Source organism: Agrobacterium sp. 5Ca39 (genome assembly GCF_055382365.1).
On sequence record NZ_AP026437.1, the window covers coordinates 1,509,244 to 1,533,506 of the forward strand.

Here is a 24,263-nt window from a genome sequence, read left to right on the forward strand (position 1 = left end):
GAGAAGGTGGCGCGCAGCGCCGGATGAGGGGGCGACGGTGGAGATATACGGAGAGCTTGCCCCCTCATCTGCCCCGTTCGGGGCATCTTCTCCCCCTCAGGGAGAAGAAACGGCCCGCACCCTCACGCCTTTACGGACGCTTGAAACCCTCGCTCGCCACCAGCAGCTGCCTCGTATAATCCGCGCTGAACTCGCGGCTTTCCAGCGCCTCGGCCTCCAGCATTTCCACCACCTTGCCGCTTTTCATCACCGCCAGACGGTCGCACATGTGGCTGATGACGCCGAGATCGTGGCTGACCATGACGAAGGTGAGGTTACGGTCCTTGCGGGCCTGTTCCAGGAGGTTCAGGATTTCAGCTTGAATAGACGCATCAAGCGCCGAGGTCGGCTCATCTAGCAGCAGGATCTTCGGCTCAACGATCAGTGCGCGGGCAATGGCGATGCGCTGGCGCTGGCCGCCGGACAGCTGGTGTGAATAACGGAAGCGGAAACCGGAACCGAGACCCACCTCGTCCAAAGCGCGGGCAATGCGCTGTTCGCGATTGTCGAGACCGTGGATGACGAGCGGCTCGAGCAGCAGCGCATCCACCGTCTGGCGCGGGTGCAGTGAACCGTACGGGTCCTGAAACACCATCTGCACATCGCGATAAAAGCTCTTGTCGCGGTGCTTGCCCGAATAGGAGCGCCCGGCCACCATCAACGAACCTTCATCGAAATGGTTGAGGCCGGCGATGGCGCGCAGCAGGGTCGATTTACCGGAACCGGATTCACCGACGATACCGAAGGATTCACCCTCGGCCACATCGACGCTGACGCTGTCGAGCGCGATGTAACCGTCGAAATCCACCACCATGTCTCTAATGGAAAGAACTGTGCTCATGCGCGCCACTCCGGCTTGCGTTCCAGAACGGGCAGCGGATGCCGGTGGCCACCAATTTGCGGCAGACAGTTCAACAGGCCCTGCGTATAGGGATGTTTCGCTTCCTTGAGGTTAGCGGAAGCAAGCTCCTCCACCACCTTGCCGGCATACATGACGAGAACCCGGTCGCAGAAGGAGGAAACGAGCCTGAGATCATGGCTGACGAAGATCAGCCCCATGCCGCGATCGCGCACCAGCTTGTCGAGAATATCGAGCACTTCCAGCTGCACCGTCACATCGAGCGCCGAGGTCGGCTCGTCGGCGATCAGCAATTCCGGACCGCAGACGAGCATCATGGCGATCATGACGCGCTGGCCCATGCCGCCGGAAACTTCGTGTGGAAAGAGATCGAAGACGCGCTCGGGATCACGGATCTGTACTGCCTCCAGCATGGCAAGCGTGCGCTGGCGCGCTTCGCTGGAGCCAATCTTTTCGTGGGTACGCAGCGTTTCCATGATCTGGCGGCCAATGGTCATGACCGGGTTCAGCGAATATTTCGGATCCTGCAGGATCATGGCCATACGTTTGCCGCGCATGAGCCGCCGCTCTTTTGCCGATGCCTTGAGCAGGTCGATATCGCCGAAACGCAGCGTATCGGCCTCGATCCGGGCATTTTTCGGCGTCAGACCCATGATGGCGCGGCCAGTCTGCGACTTTCCGGAGCCGGATTCGCCGACAATGCCGAGGCGCTCGCGCCCCAGCGTGAAGGACACGCCGCGCACCGCCTCCACCAACCCGGTGCGGGTCGGGAAGGAAACACGCAGGTTCTCAACCGTCAGAAGAGACGCACTCATTGGCCCGCCTCCTTGGGATCAAGCGCATCGCGCAGACCGTCACCCAAAAGGTTGAAACCGAGGCTGACGATCAGGATCGCAATACCCGGCATGGCAGCCACCCACCATTGATCGAGAATGAAACGCCGTCCCGACGCGATCATCGCGCCCCACTCCGGCAGCGGCGGCTGTGCGCCCAGGCCAAGAAAACCGAGGCCCGCAGCAGTGAGGATGATGCCCGCCATATCGAGCGTGACACGCACGATCAGCGACGACATGCAAAGCGGCATGACGTGTTTCAAGACGATGCGGAAGGGTGACGCGCCCATGAGCTTCACGGCAGCGATGAAATCGGAATTGCGGAAGGTCATGGTTTCGGCACGCGCGATGCGCGCATAGGGCGGCCACGAGGTGACCGCGATGGCGAGCACCGCATTTTCAATGCCAGGCCCCAGGGCCGCTACCAGCGCCAGCGCCAGAACGAGCTTCGGAAAAGCGAGGAAAATATCGGTGATGCGCATCAGAACCGCATCCACCCAGCCGCCGGCATAACCCGAGACTGTGCCGACGATGAGCCCGATGGGTGCGGCGATGATGGCCACCAAAAGCACGACGAACAGGGTCAGGCGCGACCCGTGGATGAGGCGCGAGAGAATATCACGGCCCTGATCATCGGTGCCGAGCAGATAACCGGCAGTGCCGGGCGGCAGAAGCCGGGCATTGCGCAGATCGCCCTGCACCGGATTATGTGGCGCCAGCACATTGGCAAAAATCGCCACGAACAGCAGCGCGATGATGATGCCAAGGCCGAGCAGCGCCAGCCGGTTTTCCGAAAAGCGCCGCCAGATCACATAGGCGCGGCCAAGCCGTGCCTGCCTGCGCGAGGCCGGCCGGTCGGAGAGCAGCCATTCGCGGCTATAGGGTTTGAGTGTATCGGTCGAAATCGTCATCGGCTGCGCGTCCTTGGATCGAGCGTCCGGTAAAGCAGATCGGAGAAGAGATTGATGCCGACGAAGATGGCGCCGATCACGATCGTGCCGCCGAGAACGGCGTTCATATCCGCATTCTGCAGGGAATTGGTGATGTAGAGGCCAAGCCCCGGCCAGGCGAAGATGGTTTCGGTCAGCACCGAACCTTCCAGCAGACCGGCATAGGAGAGCGCAATCACGGTTACCAGCGGCACGGCAGCGTTGCGCAGCGCGTGGAACCAGATGATGCGCGTTTCCGAAAGCCCCTTGGCGCGGGCCGCGACGACATATTCCTGGGCGAGCTCATTCAGCATGAAGGAGCGCGTCATGCGACTGATATAGGCCAGCGAGAAATAACCGAGCAGCGAGGCCGGCAGGATGATGTGGCGGAAAAGATCCCACAACACGTCCCATTGCCGCTGCCAGATGGCGTCGATCAGGAAGAAGCCAGTGACTGGCGTGAAGGTGAATTCATAGACGATGTCCATGCGCCCGGGATAGGCCACCCATTGCAGCCGGGCGTAAAACACCAGCAGCGCCAGCAGGCCGAGCCAGAAGATCGGCACGGAATAACCGATGAGGCCGATGACACGCACGACCTGGTCGGCGAAGCTGCCGCGCTTGACGGCCGCGAGAACGCCGAGCGGAATGCCGAAAACCGCGCCGATGATCGTTCCGATCGTGGCAAGTTCGATCGTCGCCGGAAACACCCGCTTGATGTCCTCCATCACAGGATTGGTGGTGAGGACGGAGGTGCCGAAATCGCCCGAAAGCGCCTGCTTCAGATAGATAAAGAACTGCTGCCAGAGCGGCAGGTTGAGGCCGAGCTGCTCACGGACGCGCTCGACCACATGCGCAGGCGCGCGGTCGCCGACGATCGCCAGTGCGGGATCGATCGGCACCACGCGGCCAATGAAAAATGTGACCGCCATCAGCCCCAGAAAGGTGGTGATGACGGTGACGGCGAAGCCGAGAATGGCCTTCGCGCGGGCGTTGGCACGGCGTTTGCCCTGCCTCGCCCGGCTGTTTGCTTCAACGATGCTCAAGAGACCGATCCTTCCGGATCATTCCTTGGAGATCGGATAGACATAGTTGGTGTCGAAGCTCGGTCCGAGCTTCAGGCCCTTGAGCTTGGCGGAATAACCGGCCACTTCCGTCTGCTGGAAGATGATGACGAAGGGACCCTTCGCCAGAACTTCCTTCTGCAGGTTTTCATAGATGGCGGCGCGCTTGGCGCTGTCCTTTTCCAAGAGAGCAGACTGGGTTTCCTTGGTCAGATCAGGAACATCCCAGGCGTTACGCCAGGCCAGCGTCTTGTTCTTGCCTTCATCCGAATTGTCGTAGTTGATGGTGAAGGTTTCCGCATTCGAGTTCGGGTCGAAATAGTCCGAACCCCACTGGCCGATGTAGATATCATGCGTGCGGGCGCGATATTTGGTCAGCGTCTGCTTACCGTCGCCGGGGATGATTTCGAGTTTGATGCCGGCCTGTGCCAGCGTCTGCTGCACGCTTTCGGCAATGCCCGTCACCGGCTGGGTGTTGCGCACATCCATGGTGACGGTGAAGCCGTCCTTCAGACCGGCCTTGGCGAGAAGTTCCTTGGCCTTGGCGACGTCAAGCTTGTAGGGGTTCTCATCAAGCGCGCCAAGCTGGCCCTTCGGCAGGAAGGTCTGATGGACTTCGCCAATGCCCTTGATGATCGTCGCGCCGATCGCGTCATAATCGACGAGATATTTGAACGCTTCGATGACCTCAGGCTTCTTCAGGTTCTCGTTCTTCTGGTTGAGGCTGAAATAATAAACGGTGCCCTTGGGCGCGGAGGTAACGGCAAGGCCTTCCTTCTTGGAAACGGCTTCCATATCGCCGGGCTCAAGGTTACGGGCAACATCGATATCGCCGTTTTCAAGCGCCAGACGCTGGCCGGAGCTTTCCTTCATGTGACGATAGACGACCCGCTTCAGCTTCGGCTTCTCACCGTAATAGTTCGGGTTGGCCTCCAGAATGACGGCTTCGTTGGCCTTCCAGCCAAGGATCTTGTAAGGGCCGGAACCGGCATAACCGGTCTTCAGGAATTCGTTGCCGAAATCCGTGTCGTATTTGTAATCGGCGCTCGGCGTGACCGACTTCGCCTTTTCGGTGATGAGCTTCTTGTCCACCACCGAAGCGACGGTTGCGGTGAGCACGTTCAGCACGAAGCTCGGCGCATAGGGCTTGTCGACGGTCAGTACGAAGGTGTTCGCGTCCGTTGCCTTCGCCTTTTCGGTAACGTTGTCGCCCTTCAGGCCGAACTGCGTCAACAGGAATGCCGGCGACTTGTCGAGCTTGACGGCGCGTTCGAAGGAGAAGGCAACGTCATCAGCGGTGACCGGATTGCCGGAGGCGAATTTCAGGCCGGATTTCAGCTTGAACGTATAGGTCAAGCCATCCTCGGAGGTCGTCCAGCTTTCGGCGAGATCACCGACAACCTTGGACGTGTCGTTGAGATCGATGGAAACGAGCTTGCTATAGGTGTTGCCGGTGACTTCAGCGGCAGACAGTTCGAAAGCCTCACCCGGATCGAGCGTGATGATGTCGTCGATGGCGAAACCTTCCACCAGCGTATCGGCCGGCGTGGCGGCAAAAGCATGCGGGGCAGACAGCATCATCAGCGACAGGGCAGCGCTGGTGCTGAGGATACGCATGGATTTGTTGAGCGATTTGATCATAGGATCTCCCCTTTTGTTATGAGATTGATTTGGTTCGCTTAAACTGTTTATCAGGCCGCTTCGTGCCAAGCCTGGGACAAGACGCGCAGCCAGTTTTCCCGGCATATTTTAGCAAGTTCTCCATCACCGTAGCCCGCCGATTTCAGCGCCGCAACCAGATTGTGGTTGCCGCTGGCATCAGCAATTCCGACAGGTACCGTCGCGCCGTCGAAATCCGATCCGAGCGCCACACAGTCGATGCCCATACGCTCCACCATATAGTCGATATGGCGCACCATATCGGAGAGCGGCGTATCGGCGATATCACGCGCATCGGCACGCAGCATGGTCACGGCGTAGTTGAGGCCAACCAGCCCGCCGCTTTCCTTGATGGCATCCATCTGCCTGTCAGTGAGATTGCGGGCGACCGGAGTGAGCGCATGCGCATTGGAATGGCTGGCGATCAGCGGCTGGTTGGTGGTCTTGGCCACATCCCAGAAGCCTTTTTCGGTGATATGCGCGAGATCGATGAGAATGCCGAGGCGGTTGCATTCCTTCACCAGCGCAAACCCGGCATCGGTGAGACCGGGCGCGGTATCGGGCGACATGGGATAGGAGAAAGGAACGCCATGGCCGAAAATATTGTGCCGGCTCCACACCGGGCCGAGCGAACGCAGACCCGCGGCATAAAATACTTCCAGCGCATCGAGATCGGCGCCGATCGCCTCGCAGCCTTCCATATGCAGCACGGCGGCGAAGATATCCTCGGCAAAGGCCTTGCGGATATCCGCCGTGGAGCGGCAGAGCCGCCACGCTCCAGCGCGATCGAGCCTCAGCGCAATCGCCGCCTTTTCCATCGCGATATCGAGCGAAGGCAGTCGCTCGAGCGGCGTGGCGAGCGGCGTATCGTAATGGCCGTTCTCGTCCGGTTCCTGCAGAATCAGATCGCCGGACGGGATATAGATGGCGCAGATACCGCCGCCGAGCCCGCCTGCCCGTGCGCGCGGACCATCGATATGACCTTCCCGAGTGCCGTTCTTGAATTCGGCCACGGGATCAGCACCGGCCTTGCTGTTGCGCCACAACCGAAGCAGCACATCATTATGACCGTCAAACACTGCATGCATGGGAAGAAATTCCAGTCATCGAAACAATAAACGGGGCAGGCAGACGCCGGGATGACACCACGCGAAAGCAAGCCGGCGCGTTATCAGCCGACCGCTATTGTCTGTCAGCCGCGATCTTAGGACGATCTATTCGAGCTTCGCAAGATACAAATTAGGCAGCGGTAAATTTATCACCACTTGCCTTTTGACGGAATTTGCGCTTCGTCAGGCGCGCCAGCCATCTTCCGCTTTGGTCAGCAGCGGCGTCGCAAAAACACCCCTCACCCGCTCCGGCCATTCCGGCCCGAAAGCGGCGATTTTTTCCCGCCAGCGATCCGATTGCAGCATGGCTGCGCCGATGACGGCGGGGTTGATGCCGGAGGCGGTGAGTAGCGCAAGGCCCGATAGGATGGAACTGCCGCTGGAGATCACGTCATCCACCAGCGCCACCCGTCTACCCTCGATGAGCGGCAGCATGCGCGGATCGACATAAAGCCTTTTTTCCTGCTTCGTGGTGATGGAGGACATCGGCACCGACAGCTCCTCCAGATACCAGAATTTGCGCGAGGTGCCGAGCGGCACGTAACGGGAATGGCCCAGATGGCGGGCAACGGCGGCCGCAAGCGTCAGGCCGAGCGTCGGCAGGCCGATAACGACATCCGGCTTGGAGGGAAGAAGCTTTGCGGCAAGATCGGCGGCCAGCGCCTCCAGAACCTCAAAGGAAGCCTGGTTGACGATGAGCGATGCGAGTGCGTGCTCTCCGTCCGCAAGCGGCCGTATGGGCAGACAGATCTGCCTTCCATCATCCAGTTCCGCCGGAAAGAATGTGGAATATGCGCCTGCTGTTTCGAAGCTCCGGGGCGGATGGATCTGCTGCCAGAACTCATGCGGCGTTGCGGGAGACGGGGCGATGGCGGGCGATGCTGGTGACGGCATCTGTTTTCCTTTCAGAACGGAGATGGCGCATGGCGGAGACGGTTTTCAGCCACGCCAATCCCGTTCGGCAGATTTATCATTTTAGCAACCACAGAGACGCTGCGGGTTCATTTCATTGGCTTTTTCCGTTAGAAGAGAAAAAAGCAACAGGCATTTGGACAAACCCACCTATGACGCGGGTTTTTCCCACATTCAAGGACAAGCTTCCCATGAGACTCCTGGACCGGATCGGCGAGGACCTGCCATTCCTGACGGAACTCCGTCATGATCTGCATGCGCATCCGGAACTGGGTTTCGAAGAGGAAAGAACGAGCGCCATCGTCGCCGATCTGCTTGAGCGCGCCGGGCTGAAGGTGCACCGCGGTCTCGGCGGCACCGGCGTGGTCGGCACGCTGCAGGTGGGCAACGGCACGCGCAGCATTGGTCTTCGCGCAGACATGGATGCCCTTGCCATGCCTGAGGTCCCAGACCGCCCCTACAAATCGAAATTCCCCGGCAAGATGCATGCCTGCGGCCATGACGGCCACACCGCCATGCTTCTGGGTGCGGCGCGTTACCTCGCAAAGACCCGCGATTTTTCCGGCACCGTGCATTTCATCTTCCAGCCGGCCGAAGAAGGCCGTGGCGGCGCAAAAAAAATGGTCGAGGACGGGCTTTTCGAGCTGTTCCCCTGCGATGCGGTCTATGGCCTGCACAACATGCCGGGGCTGGGCATCGACGAAATGGCGGTGGTGGAAGGACCGCAGCTTGCCTCGTCGGACAGCTGGCGCGTCACCTTCAAGGGCGTCGGCACCCACGGCGCGAAGCCGCATCTTGGTCGCGATCCTGTAACGGCGGCCGGCACCTTCCTCGCCTCGCTGCAAACTATCGTCGGCCGCGTGGTCGACCCATTGCAGCCGGCCGTGGTCAGTGCCTGTTCGGTGCGGGCAGGCGACCCCAAGGCACTCAATGTGATCCCAGATCTCGTCGAAATCGGCGGTACCGCGCGCGCCTATGCGCCTCAAGTGCGAGACCAGCTCGAGGCGGAAATCGGCAGGCTGGCCAAGGGCACGGCGGCAATGTTCGGCATCGAGGCAAATTACGAATTCATCCGCCGCATTCCGCCCGTCATCAACGACACGGACGCGACGAAACGGGCGCTCCGGGCAGCCAAAACCGTCTTCGGCAACAAAGCGCGCACCGCCTTTCCGCCCTCGACCGCCGGCGACGATTTCGCCTTTTTCGCGGGCGAAGCCCCGGGCTGCTATGTCTGGCTCGGCAACGGCCCGGCGGTGGACGGCGCACTGCACCACAACACCTCTTACGACTTCAACGATGCGGCCATCGTGCCGGGCGTAGCTTTCTGGGCGACGCTGGTGGAGCAGGAACTGGCGGCGGAGTAAATCCATCTTGTTCCCTGCTGTTTTTCGACCGGCAACGTCTCAGACACTTGTGGCGAATCATCGGGCGCGGTAGCTTTCAGACACAGGCTGGACCCACGCCTCCCCCCTCCTTTCGGGGAAGCATTCGACATGCTGGGTAATCTCATCATCGAACCATCTGTTCGGGCATTCGCATAAGGAGGGATTGCGTTTTGAACCCGCAATAGAGGTTTTGTGATGAAGCTTTCCACCCCGATTTTCCAATTGAAGCGACGGGCCAAACTTATGGTCCGGAATAATGCCATTCCCCTTCACGAAGCGCTGGACCAGATCGCGTGCGAGGAAGGATTTGCAGCCTGGAGCCTGCTTTCCGCTCACGTTGCGGCTGGCTCTTTGTCCAAAGACCTGTTCTCGCGCATCGTGAATGGCGACATGCTCCTGCTCGCCGGCCGGCCGGGCCAGGGCAAGACAGCGCTTGCTTTTGAGCTTCTGCGGGCGGCAGCCGAAGACGGACGGCAGTCCATTTTATTCACGCTCGAAATGACCGAGCAACAGGTACGAAAACGCACCGAGCAACACGCAGGCGCTCAAAGAGAAATCGAGATCGTGACATCGGACGAGATATGCGCGGACTACATGATCCGTTACCTCTCTCCAGCCAAATCCGGCACCTTCGCCGTAATCGATTATCTGCAGTTACTCGACCAGCAGCGCCAGAAGCCGGACCTGTCGCAACAAGTCACCGTTCTTGCAGAATTCGCAAAAAAGACTGGCGTTATTTTCGCTTTCATCTCGCAGATTGACCGCTCATTTGATCCGCAAATCAAACGAGTTCCCGATATGCGCGATATCCGCCTTCCCAACCTGCTTGATCTGGGCCTCTTCACCAAAGCCTGCTTTCTGCATAACGGCGAAGCGCAACTTCACAATGTGAACTGAGACGCACGGGCTGCTGCGACGGTGCCGTCGCGGCAGCCCGTGGCGTTAGTACCCTAAAACCGCCATCACCGGGCTCTCCATCACCTGTCCCGTCAGCACGTCGGCAATGCCCATATCCGTCTGGTGCGGGCCGATATTGCAGGCGAGCGTGGCCCCGAAGCAGGCCTTGAAGACGAGATAGGGCGGCTGCCATTCCACCACCCTGCCAACGGCTTCGCGCAGTTCCTCGAAAGCCTTTGCAACATCTTCAAGTGCCGCATCGGAAACGAGGCCGGAGAGCGGCAGCGGCAGAAGTGCAGTTACCTTACCTTCGGAGGCGACGGCCATACCACCGCCTGCCGCTATCACCGCATTGGCGGCGAGCGCCATGTCTTCCTCATTGCCGCCGAAAACGGTGAGGTTATGGCTGTCATGCGAGACCGTTGTGGCGAAGGCGCCGTTCCAGTCTCCCCAGCCGGTGAGGAAGCCAGTGCGGGTGACCGGTTCGGACTTGCCGTGGCGGTGGGTGACGGAGATCATCGTCGCACCTTCGGGCGGAACGACGAAACCACCTCTCACCTCGGCCTCCACCTCGCCCCATTGCGTGAAGCGCGGGCGGTCGATGGTGGCGAGGCGCACCCTCGCACCTTCGGCAGCAATCCGAAAATCTTCGGTCACGCGCAGCGGCAGCTTCATCGAGCCTTCGAGCGCCGTCATATCACAGGCGGGCACGTCCACAAGCATATGTCCGCCTTCCGCAACCGTCCTGCCCCCGGCAAGGACGTAACGGGCGGCAAAACCGCTCAGGTCCTCGAAGATAACGATATCGGCGCGACGGCCGGCGGCGATGAGCCCGAGGTCAGGACGCCCAAGCCTTTGGGCGGCATTGAGCGTTGCGGCGCGCAGTGCCCATTCGGCTTTCAGGCCATAACGGACAAGGCGGCGCACCACATCATCCAGCCCGCCGCCATTTAACAGGTCGTCCGGGAAGACATCGTCCGTGCACAGCGTCACGGTCTGCGGCAGGTGGCCCAGCGCGTTCAGCGCTTCCACGAATTCCGGCAGCAGGTGGTCATGCGAGCCGCGCAGCTCGATGGTCATGCCGGCCCGCAGTTTCGCCATGAGGTCTTCGCCCGAGACCAGCTCGTGATCGGACGAGACGCCCGCCGCCATGAAGGCGTTGAGATCGGCGTCCTTGAGGCCGCGCGCATGGCCGCAGACCAGTTTCTCCGAGGCAAGCCCGGCCTGTACGATGCCGCTCATGCGCGGATCGCGCTCGATGACGCCGCGCATGTTCATGATTTCCGCGACACCGCCGACCTGGTGCCATGACAGGATATCGGCGAGAATGGCGGCGTCGAAATCAGCTCCGCCGCGTTCCAGCCCCGGTGCGGAAGGCACGCATGAGGGCGCCAGGAGAACGGCACGCAGCGGCAGGTTTTCGACGGCCTTCGCCGCCCAGCGCACCCCTTCGACGCCATGCACATTGCCGAACTCATGCGGATCCCAGACGATGGTGGTAACGCCGCGGGCGACAACCGCTGCCGCATAGGCAGCCGGTGTGACCATCGAACTCTCGATATGCATATGCGTGTCGATCAGACCCGGCGAGACATACCCGCCGGCCGCATCGATGATTTTTGCAGCATCTTTGCGGCTTGCCGGTTCGTGCACGCTGGCGATCAACGCACCGACAATTCCGATATCGGCGGGGCGCAGCTCACCGGTTACCACATCCACCAATGTTGCACCGGTGATGAGGATGTCGAAAGGCGCATCGCCGCGTGCGGCGGCAACGGCGCGGGCGCGGAGCGCATCATCGCCGAGATCGGCAGGTTCGCATGTGGTGAGGTTCGCGTTCATCGGGCGGCCTCCCGGCGCAGCGCCTCAAGAATAACCGTCCTCGCACCGTCGGCATCCAGCGTCTCAGCAAAATGCGCGTTGAATGTTTGCGCTTTCTCCGCACGCGGCTCGACCACCGTTCTGCCCCGCGTCAGCGTCGCCTGAAGCTCGACATCTATCCGCGCGTGACGCCAGCCGATTAGGCCAGAGGCGGAGCCCGAGGCGAAGGCAACGGCAGCGACGGGATCGTAAAGCGCCATGCCTGGTCTGCCGCGACGGGTGGCGATGCCGATGAAACCATCAAGCAGATCGGCGATCAGCCAGGCATTCCTGCCACCCGCTTTGCGGATCGGCAGCACATCGGCGGGCGAAGCGGTAACCTTGCGGCAGGCGTCCAGATCGACCATACGCAACGGCAGGCCATGGGAAAGCACGATGGCCAGCGCTTCCGGATCGGCAAAGGCGTTGAATTCGGCCGAGGCCGTGTGATTGCCGCTCGTCACGCCGCCGCCCATCCAGGTGAGGTCGGAAATTCTCGTGGCAAGATCAGGCCGGGCGAGGCACAGGGCGGCAATATTGGTGAGCGGACCAAGCGCGAGAATGCGCCTCTCGCCCTCCCCCTCCAGCCAGGCGCAGAGAGCGGCGAAGGCATCGCTTTTCGGCAAGGCCGCGGCATCCGGCAAGCTTTGGCCGACGGTCGGGATGCCGTTTTCGCCCAGAATGCACTGCGCCGTTTCAAGTGCACCCAACACCGGCATGGCGCGGCCCTGATGGATCGGCATCGACCAGCCAAAAGCGGCAACCGCACCCGCGGCATTGCCGCAGACGGCCTGAAGCGTCGCATTGCCGAAGACCAGCGAGATGCCGTCTATGGCGAGACCCGACGATTGCACCACCAAGATGGCGGCGATATCGTCAAAGCCCATATCGGTATCGATCCAAACACCCATGATCAGTTGAATACCTTGAGGCTCGCCGCCTTTTCGACCGGCAGGTCGAAGGCAAGCGTATCGCCGATTGCGTGGGAGGTCAGGGCCGCGTCGGTTTCAGCCTTGATGGGCCCGAGCGGTGTGTCGAGCAGATATTCGCGGCTGTTGCCGGCGAAGGATGTGCCGCGCACGGTTCCCTGGAAAGGACCTGAACCGAGGGTGACCATGCGCGGCCGCCAGGCCAGTCCGGATGCTGAAAGGACTGGTCCGGGAAGCGGTGTTGTGCCGTTGGCTGTTTTCAAAGCCCCGCCTTGAAGGGCGAAGATGTTTTCGAAGCCGACGAAGTCGGCCACGAAGGCGGAAACCGGCGCGTTGTAAATCTCTTCCGGCGTGCCGATCTGCTCAATCTTGCCGCCCTTCATGACGACAATGCGGTCGGCAAGCGCGAGCGCCTCGATCTGGTCATGGGTGACGAAGATCATCGTGACACCGGTTTCCTTCTGCACGCGCTGCAGTTCGGTCCGCATTTCAAGACGCAGGCGGGCGTCGAGATTGGAGAGCGGCTCGTCGAGAAGCAGCACTTTCGGTTCCATGACCATGGAGCGTGCCAATGCCACGCGTTGCTGCTGGCCGCCCGATAGTTCCGCCGGCTTGCGTGAGGCGAAATTGGACAGGCCGACCGACTTCAGGCCGGAGGCGACCTTGTCCTCCAGCGCCTTGCCGCTCATTCCCTTGAGTTTCAGGCCGAAGGCGACGTTTTCATAGACCGTCAGATGCGGGAAGAGCGCGTAGGACTGGAACACCAGCCCGACGGCGCGTTTGTTGGCCGCGACACGGGTAATATCGGCGCCATCGAGATTGATCCGCCCGGCAGCCACCGGCATCAGCCCGGCGATGGCGCGCATCGTCGTGGTCTTGCCGCAGCCGGAGGGCCCGAGAAGCGCGAGCAATTCGCCCTTGCGGATATCGAGATCGAGATCCTTGACGGCGACATTGCCGCCATAGGCGAGCGAGATTTTTTGGAGCGAAAGATAATTTGCGTCAGACATAACGGGAGAACCCCAGGAAACGTTCGGCCATGAAAACGATGCCGATGGAAAGGAAGGCGAGCAGCGAGGAAAGGGCGGCCACGGAAGGATCAAAGACGATTTCCATGTAGCCCAGCATGTCGATGGGTAGCGTGCGCACGCCGGGACCGGACAGGAACAGCGACACAGGCACCTGGTTGAAACTCGTCACGAAACCGAGAATGAAGGCCGACAGGATGCCGCCGCGGATATTCGGCAGCACAACGCGGAAAAATGCGCCAAGCCGCGACGAGCCGAGCAGCACCGCCGCCTCCTCGATATCGGAGCGCAGATTGTTGAGGCTGGCTGAAACCACGCGCACCGCATAGGGCAGGATGAGCGCGGTGTGGGCGAGAAACAACGCAAGCGTGATGCCGATGCCGAAGGGCACGACGAAATAACGCAGCAGCGCAAGACCCACGATAATGCCCGGCACGATGATCGGCGCGGACACGATGGTGCGCACCGTCTCGCTAAAGGGCAGTTTGTAGCGCGACATGGCGTAGGAAGCGGGAATGCCGAGGATCAGCGCCGTGAACGTGCCGCCGATGGCAAGGAACATCGACATCGCAAAGCTCTCGCGGAAGCTTTCGACCGTGAAGACCTTGGCGATCCACTTCAGCGAAAAGCCCTGCGGCGGAAAGGCGAGCGTATCCCCGGCCGAAAACGAGGCCGCAACGATGATGAGAAACGGCCCGATGAGGAAGCCGACGACAAGCAGAAGCGTGAGCGGAATGAAGAGCTGCCGGGTCATTTCTTGTTCCTCGCAGTGGCGATGCGCTTCAAGAGGATATTGGCGGCAAAGCTCATGACAATCAGGATGAAGGCGATGACGCTGGCGGCGACGAAATTATTGGAAACCGTGACCTGCTGGTAAAGCAGGGTTTCCAGCATCAGCACCTTGGACCCCCCGAGAATGGCGGGCGTGATATAGGCGGTCAGCGAACCGGTGAAGACCAGCGTGCCACCGACGACGAGCCCTTCCCGGGTGAGCGGCAGGATGACCTTCCAGAACACCTGAAACCAGTTGGCGCCGAGAACGCGGGCAGCAGCGATTGTATCCTTCGGCATGTTCTCCAGCGCGCTGATGAGGGAGATTATCATCAATGGCAGGAACAATTGCAGAAGGCCGATGAAGACGGCCGTTTCGGAAAACAGGATGCGGATTGGCCCGTCGCTGAGGCCCACCGCCTGCAGCGCCTGGTTGACGATGCCGGTTCTGCCGAGAATGACGATCCAGGCATAGGTGCGGGCGACCGGCGAAATCATCAGCGGCAGCACGACGAGGTTGACCACATGGCCCTTCCTGGCCGGCGACAGGTTGACGATGGCGAAAGCCGCCGCGTAGCCCACCACCGCCGAAACGACGGTGACGAGCGCGCCGAGCTTCAGCGTGCGCAGGAAAACCGTCTGGTTCAGCGGATCGGAAAAGAAAGCGCCATAGGCCGACAATGTCCAGCCGTCAGCGGTGCGAAAGCCTTCCGACAAAAGCATGAAGACCGGCACGAGAAAGACCGCCGCCGCGAAAATTGCGGCGGGCAAGGCAAGCGCCAGCGCTTCGGCCCGGTTCTGAAACATATGGCATTCTCCGGTCTTGAAATTCCGCCGGCTACGTTTGGCGGAGGACTTGTTCATTTGGCGTCAGTGGGTGCCAGCATATCGATCTCCCCCCTTGTGGGGGAGATGTCCGGCAGGACAGAGGGGGGTGACGTGCGCCAGCACGTAACCCATTCCCGCCCCTTCGAGCTTGTTACTGCCCCACCTTGGCGTTCCACTCCGACAGCCACTTGTCGCGGTTATCGAGCGTTACGTCGGAAGGAATGAGCTGCAGGCTGCGGGCGGTTTCATCGCCATAGGTGATGTTGTTCGCCACCTCGTCGGAAACCTTGACTTCCCTGTTGGTCGGGCTGTCCACCAGCTTTTCCGCCAGCGCCTTCTGGACGTCGGTCGAGAGCCAGAAATCCATGAATTGCAGCGCAAGGTCCTCGTTCTTCGTGCCCTTCGGTACGACGAGCACGTTCATGCCGCCGGTCTGGCCTTCCTTGGGCGTTGCCCAGGCGAGCGGCAGGTCGAGCTTGGTGAAAGGCGCCCAGGAGAAGCGGCCGATCGGCGCTGCCCAGATTTCCTCCTGCTGCATGAGCTGCACCAGCTGCGAGGACTTGACGTAGAAGGTGACGATATCGTCCTTCTTTTCGCCCACGGCCTCGATGGCGCCGGCAAGATCGGGCGTGTCCTTGCCGATGGCCTTGCCCAGCATGTAAAGCGCCGGCGGGCCCTGGTTGGTGGTGACATTCGGGAAGGCGACGTGGTCGACGATACCGTCCTTCAAAAGATCGGCCCAGCTGTCGATCTTCATCTTGTCGGTGCGGTAGACAATCGACGTGGCGTAGAAATTGACGCCGACGCTCATGCCATCGCCATTCGGGTCCTTGGCGATGTCATAGAGCTTTTCAATATTCGGAACCCTGGAAGCATCGATCTTCTGGATCAGGTCCTTGCGGGTGGCCGACAGCGCATCGGCCATGGAGACGATGGCGAGATCGACGACCGGGCTGGCCTTGTTGGCCTCCATCTTGGCCAGACGCTCGACGCTGTTGCCGGTCTCGACGACGAGCTTGCAGCCGCATTTCTGCTCGAAGGGCGTATAGACCAGTTCCTTGAATTCATCCTGCGCGAAGGCGTAGACCGAGATCGTCAACGTCTTGTCCTGGGCCTCAGCGGCTCCCATCGTCAGCATCAGGGCGGTGCCCGATGCGAGAATGATCTTTTTCATGGTGTGAGTTCTCCTGCTGTCGTGTTCTTGGCTTCAATCGCATCATGCTTTGTCTTGCCGGTGGAGCCGCGCATGATCAGCGCCATCGGTACTTTCGAAACATCCGCCGTGACGTCGACGGCGGCCCCGTTTTCTCCGGCGCCATCGATCGCGCGCAAAAGCGCGCCAACGGCGAGATCGGCGATGCGGCCCATATCCATGCGCATGGTCGTCAAGGGCGGGGTGACCACGGCAGAAAAGATAAGATCGTCGAAGCCGGTGACACTCGCCTCTTCCGGCACCTCGATTCCCGCGCGCTGCAATTCGGTCAGCACGCGCAGCGCGTGCAGATCGGATACGGCAGCAAAGGCCGTGAAACCTTCGGCAACTTTCTCCGCAAGGCCCAGCCGGCAGCCCGCGCCACCGGCCTTTTCAATGCCATCGATCCAGAGCGTCTGGGCCAGGCATGTTTTGCCGAGACCATCGCGAATGCCGCCGAGACGGTCATTCTGAACATTGGAATCCCTGTTCTTGCCGACCAGCACCACCTTGCGATGGCCGAGGCTCGCAAGATATTCACCCACCTGCCGGCCGCCATCCCAATGGTCGGCAGCAACGGTATTTCCCGGTGTCGACGGGCTGTCGATGACGGCCACCGGGCAATCAACGCCGGAAATGCGTGTGCCACGTCGGGGAACGACCACCATGCCGTCCACCCCGCGCTCGATCAGCCGGTCGATCGCATCCGTCTGCATGGCGATCTCACCGCGCGCATCGGCGATCAGCACGCCATAACCCGCGTTGACAGCCGCCTTCTCGATGGCCTGCGCAATCTGTGGAAAGAGAGGATTGGCAATATCGGGCAGGACGAGCCCGAGAACGCCCGATCTGCCGGTGCGAAGCGCCCTGCCCGCCGAACTCGGCACATAGCCCAGCTCGCTCGCCGTCTTGCGGATACGTTCCACCAGTTCGGGCGAAACGCGGCCCTTGCCGGACAGCGCATTGGACACGGTTGCCACCGACACGCCGAGTGCCGCTGCTATCGCGCTCAGATTGGTGGCAGGTCGTGACGACGCCATAATGGTCCGGAAGGGCTGATTAAACGTTTAATCACGATAATCGAGGCGCGAACCGCTGTCGAGTCCTGCGCTGGCAAAATAGGGCGAAAAGCTGGGCACAAAGGTTAAATGCCCGAAAAAAGAGCGATTATTTTTACGCGCTCTGGGTACTGGCTGCGCGATAAGCCTCCACCTGACGCACCAGCCAATCTCGAAACAGGACGACCGGGACGTGGTTGGCGCGTGAAAGCGGGGCCACCGCGTAATACGAGCTCGGGCTTCTGGCCTGATGATCGAAGGCTTTGACCAGCTGCTTCGATTTCAACTCGTTATCGATGAGGAAGAGCGGCATCAGCGCGACGCCGAGGCCGGCGATGCAGGCCTGCGCAACGCTGGAAAACTGTTCGAAGCGCATGCCCTGCGGCAAGACGAGTGACAGGCCGAGGCTTTCGAACCAGTGGCCCCATGCGCCCGGCCGCGAGGCCATGTGCAGCAATGGCAGGGCAGCGATGTCTTCTCCCTTTTCCACCGGATGGGCGCTGAGGAACTGCGGGCTGCACACCGGCGCCACCATTTCATGCATCAGAAAGGTGCTTTCCGCGCCTGGCCAATCGGCCTGGCCGATATGGATTGCCATATCCAGCTGCTCACGCTCGAAATCGAACTGGCCGATGCGGGTCGCAAAATTGATGGTGATCTCCGGGTGGTTCGCCACGAAATCCGGTATACGCGGCAGAAGCCAGCGGGTGCCGAAGGTGGGCAGCATGGCGAGGTTCAGCGTATTGCCATGCGTTTTGGTCATGATCTGCAGGGAGGCTGAGCGTATCTCGCCGAGCGCTGCCGCGATCGATTTTGCGTAGACCTGCCCCTCCGCCGTCAGCGCCACGCCGCGTGCGCCGCGGTCGAAGAGCCGCACGCCAAGCTGTTCTTCCAGTGACATAACCTGCCGGCTGATTGCCCCCTGCGTCAGCGCCAGCTCATCTGCGGCGGCGGAAAAGCTGCCGAGCCGGGCAACGGAATCGAAAGCGGCAAGCGCACTTGTGGATGGCAGGAGTTTGCGGCTGAGAGATGTCATGAGCCATTACTATATGTAATGCAAAAATGAGTAAACATGGCTTGTGCCATCCGTGCTGAATACGAATAATCCGGCCAGCAAATCCGGAGGCATAAAGTGAGCGAACGCGTAGCATTCAATTGGCAGGATCCTTTCCTGCTCGAAGACCAACTGACTGACGACGAGCGGATGATACGCGACGCCGCGGCCGCCTTCGGCAAATCGGAGCTTCTGCCGCGTGTCTCCGAAGCCTATCTTTCTGAAACCACCGAGCCGGAACTGTTCCGCCTGATGGGCCGGCAAGGCCTTCTCGGCGTTACCCTGCCGGAAGAATATGGCGCGGCGAATGCGAGCTATGTGGCCTATGGTCTCGTCGCCCGCGAGGTGGAGCGGATCGACAGCGGTTACCGCTCGATGATGAGCGTGCAGTCCTCGCTCGTCATCCACCCGATCTTCGCTTACGGTTCGGATGAGCAGAAGAAGAAATACCTGCCCGGCCTCGTCTCGGGCGAACTGATCGGCTGTTTCGGCCTCACCGAGCCGGATGCCGGCTCCGATCCGGGCGGCATGAAGACCCGTGCTGAAAAGATCGAGGGCGGTTATCGTCTGCGCGGTTCGAAAATGTGGATTTCCAACGCACCGATCGCCGATGTCTTCGTGGTCTGGGCCAAATCCGAAGCCCACGACAACCAGATCCGCGGTTTCGTGCTCGAAAAGGGCATGAAAGGCCTCTCAGCACCGAAAATCGGCGGCAAGCTTTCGCTGCGCGCTTCCATAACAGGCGAAATCGTCATGGATGGCGTCGAAGTCGGCGAAGACGCGCTGCTGCCCAACGTGTCCGGCCTGAAGGGCCCCTTCGGCTGCCTCAACCGCGCCCGCTACGGCATTTCCTGGGGCGTCATGGGCGCTGCCGAAGATTGCTGGTTCCGTGCCCTGCAATATGGTCTCGACCGCAAGCAGTTCGGCAAGCCGCTTGCCGGCATGCAGCTTTACCAGAAGAAGCTCGCCGACATGCAGACCGAGATCGCGCTCGGCCTTCAGGCATCGCTGCGCGTCGGCCAGCTGATGGACGAGCACAAGATGGCGCCGGAAATGATTTCCATCGTCAAGCGCAACAATTGCGGCAAGGCGCTGGATATCGCCCGCCAGGCCCGCGACATGCATGGCGGCAACGGCATCCAGATCGAATATCACGTCATGCGCCACGCGCAGAACCTCGAAACGGTCAACACATATGAAGGTACGCATGACGTGCACGCGCTGATCCTCGGCCGGGCCCAGACGGGCATTCAGGCGTTTTTCTGAGGGTTATGGACCGTAGCGGTTCCGTCAAGAAAGAGGCCTCCGAAGATCGCTTCGAAGGCCTTTTTCTTTTCGAGCTCAGGTGACGGCTCAGAATGTGCCGCGCACCCCGATGCCGAACATGCGCGGTTCGGTCATGCTCGCCTCGATGCCGCCGATGCCGCGGTTTTCCTTCATAAGGGTCGGCGCGCGCTCGTCGAAGACGTTCTTGACGTAAGCGTAGAACTCGAGTTCGTCCTGGAACTTGTAGCTCGCCCGCACATCGGCGATCGTGTAGGGATCGATCGCATAGACGGCCTTGTTGTCCGTATCGGAATAATAGCCGTCGAGATGGCGGACCTGCCCGGACACGGTGAACTTGTCCGTCACGTCCCAGCTTGCGCCGACGGTGAAGCTGTATCCCGGCGACTTCGCGAACTCCTTGCCGACATAGGCGGCATTGCTGGAAATCTCGTCGATCTTCGTCTTCAGCAGACCGGCGCTGGCTTTCAGCGTGAGATTGTCGAGCACCCGATAATCCGCGCCAATTTCCAGACCATAGGCATGGGCTTCTTCTGCGTTAACGGTGTAGGATTCGCTGATGCCGGTGGAGACGACGACGGGTACGTTAAACTGGGCGTTCTTCATGTCCATGTAGAACAGATTGCCGTTTACCGTCAGTGCGTCATCGAGCAGGCTGGCGCGGGTGAACACTTCGTAGTTCCAAATGGTTTCCTTGTCGAAGCTCCGCCATTTGCTGGTGGTCAGGTCGAATGCGACGCCGCCGGGATTGTAACCGCGGCTGACAAGACCGCCGACAGTCCAATCATCATTGATGGCATAGGCGAGAGACGCCTTGGGAAGGATTTGAGAGAAGGTTTCGTCATAATTGACTGAACTTCTGCTGGTGGCGCTGAGCGTCCGGTAACCGGCGCGCTGAATCTGGTCCTGCTGGTAGCGCAGGCCACCCGTCAGGGTCCACTGGTCGGTCAGCCGATAGCTCAGCTCGCTGAAGAGGCCGAGATTGTCCTTGGTGTCGCTGAAGCGAGAGGTGCCGCGCAGATAAAGCACCTCGTCGGCTTTCGTGTGCGCATAAAAAATGCCGGCGACACCGCTCAGAACATCCTCCTGATCGCCGAAGGTGACGCGCGTTTCATGCGACGTGTTCCTGAGATCGACATCGGCGTCGCCGTTGTTGGCGATGCCGACCCGGCGTTTGGCGGTGGAGTCGGAAAACTGGGTCTGGTTGAACAGTTTCACGCCGTTCTCGAAATCGTAATTGATGTCGAGAATGCCCGTATTGGTATACTGGCTGAAATTCGGCATCGTCGTGGTGATGTGGTTGAGATCTTCGAAGGGACGCGACGCCGCTTCCTGGCTTGGCCGGTTGGAGGCGTTGTAGGAATAGGTCAGCTTTGTGGAAAGACCGGGAATTTCAGACGGTTCCCAAAGAAGCTTGAAGCGACCGTTGAATTCCTTGAAGTTTTGGTCCGTTCCCTCATGCGCAAAGGCGGAATTGATGTAATCGATGAAGGTATCGCGGCCGGAATAATCGATCGCCATGCGCGCCGCCAGCTCGTCTTCGATCAGCGGGCCGGAAAAGGCGAAGGAACCACGCTTCTGGTGATAGTTGCCGATTTCCGCCTGATAGCTGGCTTCCGGCGTAAAGGTCGGGTCCTTGGTGTTGACAAGGATGGCGCCGGCAATGGCGTTGGCGCCCTGCGAGGTCGTCTGGGGCCCGCGGAACACCTCGATGGTGTCGACATCCCATATGGACGTCGCCCCGTAGATGAACTCGTTATACCCGAGATAGTGACCGTCCACATTGATCGTCGCGCGCGGCACCGTACCGGTGAAGAAGGCGATGGAGCCGGTATTCGGGCCCTGCGTGTCCTGTCCGCGAATGATGGGGGCACTGACATTGTCGGTGTAGACGACGTTCGGAATATCCTTGATCGCTTCGGATACGGTCGAATCGCCGGTCTTTTCCTTTTTGATCTCCTCGGCGGTTTTGACTGACACCGACGAGGCCGTGTTCTTCATGTCGCGCGCCACTTTTTCACCGGTCACGACAATCGGCTTCAACACGGTCGTCCCTGCTGTATCAGCCTGCTGATCCTGACCGACAACCGGCGTCACGAACAATGTCGCCAACGTCAGAACACTGACCCCGCTCATCAAACGGCCGTTAGAGCTAAACCCCATCATACACCCCAAATAAACATGAGTATTAAAGTCATATTCAAGTAACGGAAGCGTTTTCCGTTTCGCAATAGGGAATGCGTTCCGTATTGCGGACAAGCAGGCTTCCGTAACGGGATGTGCCATATTTACAACAAAGTTTAAGGGGCCGCCTTTTCCGCCATGGCAGCCCGGCCGGAGAAGTCATTGAAAAGGCTGAAGACAGCCATTCCGATTTTCGTCGCAATGCGTTAGGCATTCTCGAAAGAGTGGGGCACGACCTTGAACGCCATGGATGACGAAACCGAAGAACGGCCGGAAAACGAAGGTGAAAAGCGCTCGGCGCTTATTCAATCCGTATCGATTGCGGCGCGGTTTCTTAATCTTCTCTCCAGGTCCGATACGGGGCTGGCGCTGGGCGAACTTGCTAAACGCGCCGGCACCGGTCGCTCCACCGCGCATCGTTACATGCAAAGCCTCGTGCGGGAGGGACTGGTGATACAGGACCCCGCAAGCGGCAGTTACGATCTCGGCCCCGCAGCGCTGGGCATCGGCATCAGCGCCCTCCGACGAATCAACCCGGTCGAAACCGCCGGACGTGAGATGAAGGCGCTTGCCGCGCAAATCGGCGCCAGCTGCGGCGTGGCGATCTGGACCGAGCGCGGCCCGACCGTGGTGCGGTGGGCGCGAAGCGCCAGCTTTTCCATCAGCACCGTCGCTCTTGGCGATGTTCTGCCGCTGGACAACAGCGCCTGCGGTCTGGTTTTTCAGGCTTATCTGCCACCGGACAGGGTGGCTGCCGTGCGCAGGCTGCAACCACCCGCCTTTCGCGGCTCTCCTCCTGCTGCCGGCATTTTCGAAACCATCCGCGAGACGGGCGGCGCCGAACTCAATGAACATCTGTTCTCCGCCCTGACGGGCAAGGCGGCGCCGGTTTTCGATGCCCAGGGCGAACTCTGTTGTGTCGTCACCACCGTCTCCTTCGTGGCTACCGCCGAAGCGGAACGGCATTTTTCGCGACTGATCGAGGCCGCCCGGCAGGCAACCGCCGAATCCGGCGGCGGCTAGACACCTTCGGCCAGATGCTCCGCAAAGGTGCGGCCGGAATAGGCGGTGCGGAAAAGCCCGGCATCGGCGAGTTTCGGCAGCAGCCGCTCCAGCACCAGCCGCATGGATGCCACCGAGCCGCCGGGCACCGCGACAAAACCGTCGATTGCCCCTGCGGCCGCCCATTCACGGATGCCCTTAAAGGCATCTTCAACGGTGCCGACGATCTGCCAATGGCCGGATCCCATCACCTCCGGCCGCCGCAGTAATTCCGCGACACTTAGCGTCTCCCGCTCAATCAGCCTGCGCAGCAGTCCGGCATGGGTGCGGCTTCGCGGTTTTTCGGGCGGCGGCGGCAGGTCGGAAGCGGTGACCACCCGCGTGAGCGGCCAGTCGGTGAGGTCGAGGCCCGTCATGTCGAGAACCGACGCCAGGGTGCGGGCGCGGTTGGCGCGGGCATGGGTCTCAGAAAAGAGTTCAAGCGCCTCCTTGCCGCTATCCGCCAGATATAGGCTGAGGCCCGGCATCAGCTTCACCCCGTCAGGCTCACGGCCATGTCCTTCGGCGCGCCGCCGTAAGTCCGCCCTCAGTTCGATGGCTGCCCGCATGTCCGGCGTGGAAGCAAAGACTGCATCCGCCACCGAAGAGGCGAAATCGCGCCCCTCGGGAGACGCACCGGCCTGCACCAACGGAATGCGGCTGGCGTGGGCTGGCAGGTTGAGCGGCCCTTTCACACTGAAATGCCTGCCCTCATGCGCTACCGGGCGCACCAGCGAGGAATCGGCAAATCGCCCGCTTTCCCTGTCGAGTTTAAGGGCTTCATTTGGAAAACTCGCCCAGAGCTGCTGCACGACCTGCGTGAATTCGGCGGCGCGTCCATAACGCTCCTGCGGTGACGGCATTTCTCTCAGGCCGAAATTTTCGTGCCCCTCAAGTGCCGTGACGATGTTCCACCCGGCCCTGCCATTGCTGAGCCAGTTCAACGACTGAAGCTGGCGGGCCACCACATAGGGCGGCAGAAATGTGGTCGATACGGTGGACAACAGGCCGACATGGCTCGTTTCCCGCGCAATGGCCGAAAGAAGCATGGTCGGGTCCATGCTGGCAAATCCGCCGCCGGTTTCCAGCCCCTCGGTGCGGAGGAAAAGCGTGTCCGGCCGGAACACGAAATCCACATGCGCAGCTTCCGCGCGCTGTGCCAGATCGACGAAATAATCGCTGGAAAATACCCGATTCATATCGCTGTCGGCTCGACGCCATGCTTCGCCGCTGAGCCAGGTTGGGGCCAGCGACATGCCCACATGAAGTTTGGCTGCGACTGACATGATGCACCTCGACTGAAATATCCGGCAAGAAAACCGCGCGTTGAATCGGCAAATTTCGATTT

The 24,263-nt window shown here is 60.6% G+C and carries 21 protein-coding genes; 4 read left to right on the forward strand and 17 right to left on the reverse strand.

Translation table 11 applies throughout. The features are described 5' to 3' along the window. Positions 1-130: 130 nt before the first annotated feature. The 7 genes from ACZ47E_RS20655 to ACZ47E_RS20685 form a co-directional block, all read right to left on the reverse strand. On the reverse strand, positions 131-880 hold the full coding sequence (locus ACZ47E_RS20655; protein ID WP_034496845.1) for an ABC transporter ATP-binding protein: 750 nt from the start codon (positions 878-880) through the stop codon (positions 131-133). Next, positions 877-1,713: an ABC transporter ATP-binding protein gene (locus ACZ47E_RS20660; RefSeq protein ID WP_034496847.1), complete on the reverse strand. Its 837-nt coding sequence runs from the start codon at positions 1,711-1,713 to the stop codon at positions 877-879. The genes ACZ47E_RS20655 and ACZ47E_RS20660 overlap by 4 nt, the downstream gene beginning before the upstream one ends. Continuing rightward, the gene (locus ACZ47E_RS20665) at positions 1,710-2,642 is read right to left on the reverse strand and encodes an ABC transporter permease (protein WP_004445289.1); all 933 of its coding nucleotides are present in this window, start codon (positions 2,640-2,642) and stop codon (positions 1,710-1,712) included. The genes ACZ47E_RS20660 and ACZ47E_RS20665 overlap by 4 nt, the downstream gene beginning before the upstream one ends. Then, on the reverse strand, positions 2,639-3,706 hold the full coding sequence (locus ACZ47E_RS20670) for an ABC transporter permease (RefSeq protein ID WP_004445291.1): 1,068 nt from the start codon (positions 3,704-3,706) through the stop codon (positions 2,639-2,641). Before ACZ47E_RS20670 ends, ACZ47E_RS20665 begins: the two co-directional genes overlap by 4 nt. A gap of 18 nt (positions 3,707-3,724) precedes the next feature. After that, a complete protein-coding gene (locus ACZ47E_RS20675) occupies positions 3,725-5,365 on the reverse strand; it encodes an ABC transporter substrate-binding protein (RefSeq protein ID WP_004445293.1) in 1,641 nt (546 codons plus the stop codon). 50 nt (positions 5,366-5,415) lie between these two features. Then, positions 5,416-6,471: a dipeptidase gene (locus ACZ47E_RS20680; RefSeq protein WP_004445294.1), complete on the reverse strand. Its 1,056-nt coding sequence runs from the start codon at positions 6,469-6,471 to the stop codon at positions 5,416-5,418. A 204-nt stretch (positions 6,472-6,675) separates the two neighbouring features. After that, positions 6,676-7,386, reverse strand: coding sequence for a phosphoribosyltransferase (locus ACZ47E_RS20685; RefSeq protein WP_107339534.1), 711 nt, complete (start codon positions 7,384-7,386; stop codon positions 6,676-6,678). 209 nt (positions 7,387-7,595) lie between these two features. Here ACZ47E_RS20685 and ACZ47E_RS20690 point away from each other — a divergent pair, with 209 nt between their 5' ends. Both ACZ47E_RS20690 and ACZ47E_RS20695 read left to right on the forward strand, forming a co-directional pair. Further along, the gene (locus ACZ47E_RS20690; RefSeq protein WP_278067600.1) at positions 7,596-8,768 is read left to right on the forward strand and encodes a M20 aminoacylase family protein; all 1,173 of its coding nucleotides are present in this window, start codon (positions 7,596-7,598) and stop codon (positions 8,766-8,768) included. A gap of 216 nt (positions 8,769-8,984) precedes the next feature. After that, the gene (locus ACZ47E_RS20695; RefSeq protein ID WP_278067601.1) at positions 8,985-9,686 is read left to right on the forward strand and encodes a DNA helicase; all 702 of its coding nucleotides are present in this window, start codon (positions 8,985-8,987) and stop codon (positions 9,684-9,686) included. 45 nt (positions 9,687-9,731) lie between these two features. Here ACZ47E_RS20695 and ACZ47E_RS20700 read toward each other — a convergent pair whose 3' ends face one another. From ACZ47E_RS20700 to ACZ47E_RS20735, 8 genes are all read right to left on the reverse strand, one after another. After that, positions 9,732-11,528: an adenine deaminase gene (locus ACZ47E_RS20700; protein ID WP_278067602.1), complete on the reverse strand. Its 1,797-nt coding sequence runs from the start codon at positions 11,526-11,528 to the stop codon at positions 9,732-9,734. Beyond that, positions 11,525-12,457, reverse strand: a complete 933-nt coding sequence (locus tag ACZ47E_RS20705) for a nucleoside hydrolase (protein ID WP_034496862.1) — start codon at positions 12,455-12,457, stop codon at positions 11,525-11,527. The genes ACZ47E_RS20700 and ACZ47E_RS20705 overlap by 4 nt, the downstream gene beginning before the upstream one ends. Positions 12,458-12,459: 2 nt before the next feature. Next, positions 12,460-13,485, reverse strand: a complete 1,026-nt coding sequence (locus tag ACZ47E_RS20710; protein WP_004445301.1) for an ABC transporter ATP-binding protein — start codon at positions 13,483-13,485, stop codon at positions 12,460-12,462. Continuing rightward, positions 13,478-14,257 carry an ABC transporter permease gene (locus ACZ47E_RS20715; protein ID WP_004445302.1) on the reverse strand — a complete coding sequence of 260 codons (780 nt, stop codon included), beginning with the start codon at positions 14,255-14,257 and terminating at the stop codon, positions 13,478-13,480. The genes ACZ47E_RS20710 and ACZ47E_RS20715 overlap by 8 nt, the downstream gene beginning before the upstream one ends. Next, positions 14,254-15,081, reverse strand: a complete 828-nt coding sequence (locus ACZ47E_RS20720; protein ID WP_004445303.1) for an ABC transporter permease — start codon at positions 15,079-15,081, stop codon at positions 14,254-14,256. The genes ACZ47E_RS20715 and ACZ47E_RS20720 overlap by 4 nt, the downstream gene beginning before the upstream one ends. Positions 15,082-15,253: 172 nt before the next feature. Further along, positions 15,254-16,276, reverse strand: coding sequence for an ABC transporter substrate-binding protein (locus ACZ47E_RS20725; RefSeq protein ID WP_278067603.1), 1,023 nt, complete (start codon positions 16,274-16,276; stop codon positions 15,254-15,256). Beyond that, positions 16,273-17,334 carry a LacI family DNA-binding transcriptional regulator gene (locus ACZ47E_RS20730; protein WP_107339527.1) on the reverse strand — a complete coding sequence of 354 codons (1,062 nt, stop codon included), beginning with the start codon at positions 17,332-17,334 and terminating at the stop codon, positions 16,273-16,275. The genes ACZ47E_RS20725 and ACZ47E_RS20730 overlap by 4 nt, the downstream gene beginning before the upstream one ends. Positions 17,335-17,467: 133 nt before the next feature. Next, positions 17,468-18,388: a LysR family transcriptional regulator gene (locus ACZ47E_RS20735; RefSeq protein ID WP_278067604.1), complete on the reverse strand. Its 921-nt coding sequence runs from the start codon at positions 18,386-18,388 to the stop codon at positions 17,468-17,470. Positions 18,389-18,484: 96 nt separating this feature from the next. Between ACZ47E_RS20735 and ACZ47E_RS20740 the strand changes: the two genes are divergently transcribed. Continuing rightward, a complete protein-coding gene (locus ACZ47E_RS20740; protein ID WP_278067605.1) occupies positions 18,485-19,672 on the forward strand; it encodes an acyl-CoA dehydrogenase in 1,188 nt (395 codons plus the stop codon). A gap of 87 nt (positions 19,673-19,759) precedes the next feature. Here ACZ47E_RS20740 and ACZ47E_RS20745 read toward each other — a convergent pair whose 3' ends face one another. Continuing rightward, positions 19,760-21,826, reverse strand: coding sequence for a TonB-dependent receptor (locus tag ACZ47E_RS20745; protein ID WP_464017137.1), 2,067 nt, complete (start codon positions 21,824-21,826; stop codon positions 19,760-19,762). 294 nt (positions 21,827-22,120) lie between these two features. Here ACZ47E_RS20745 and ACZ47E_RS20750 point away from each other — a divergent pair, with 294 nt between their 5' ends. Continuing rightward, on the forward strand, positions 22,121-22,897 hold the full coding sequence (locus ACZ47E_RS20750) for an IclR family transcriptional regulator (protein WP_153776079.1): 777 nt from the start codon (positions 22,121-22,123) through the stop codon (positions 22,895-22,897). Here the strand turns inward: ACZ47E_RS20750 and ACZ47E_RS20755 are convergent. Beyond that, positions 22,894-24,201: an NtaA/DmoA family FMN-dependent monooxygenase gene (locus ACZ47E_RS20755; protein ID WP_464017138.1), complete on the reverse strand. Its 1,308-nt coding sequence runs from the start codon at positions 24,199-24,201 to the stop codon at positions 22,894-22,896. The genes ACZ47E_RS20750 and ACZ47E_RS20755 overlap by 4 nt on opposite strands. Positions 24,202-24,263 lie beyond the last annotated feature (62 nt).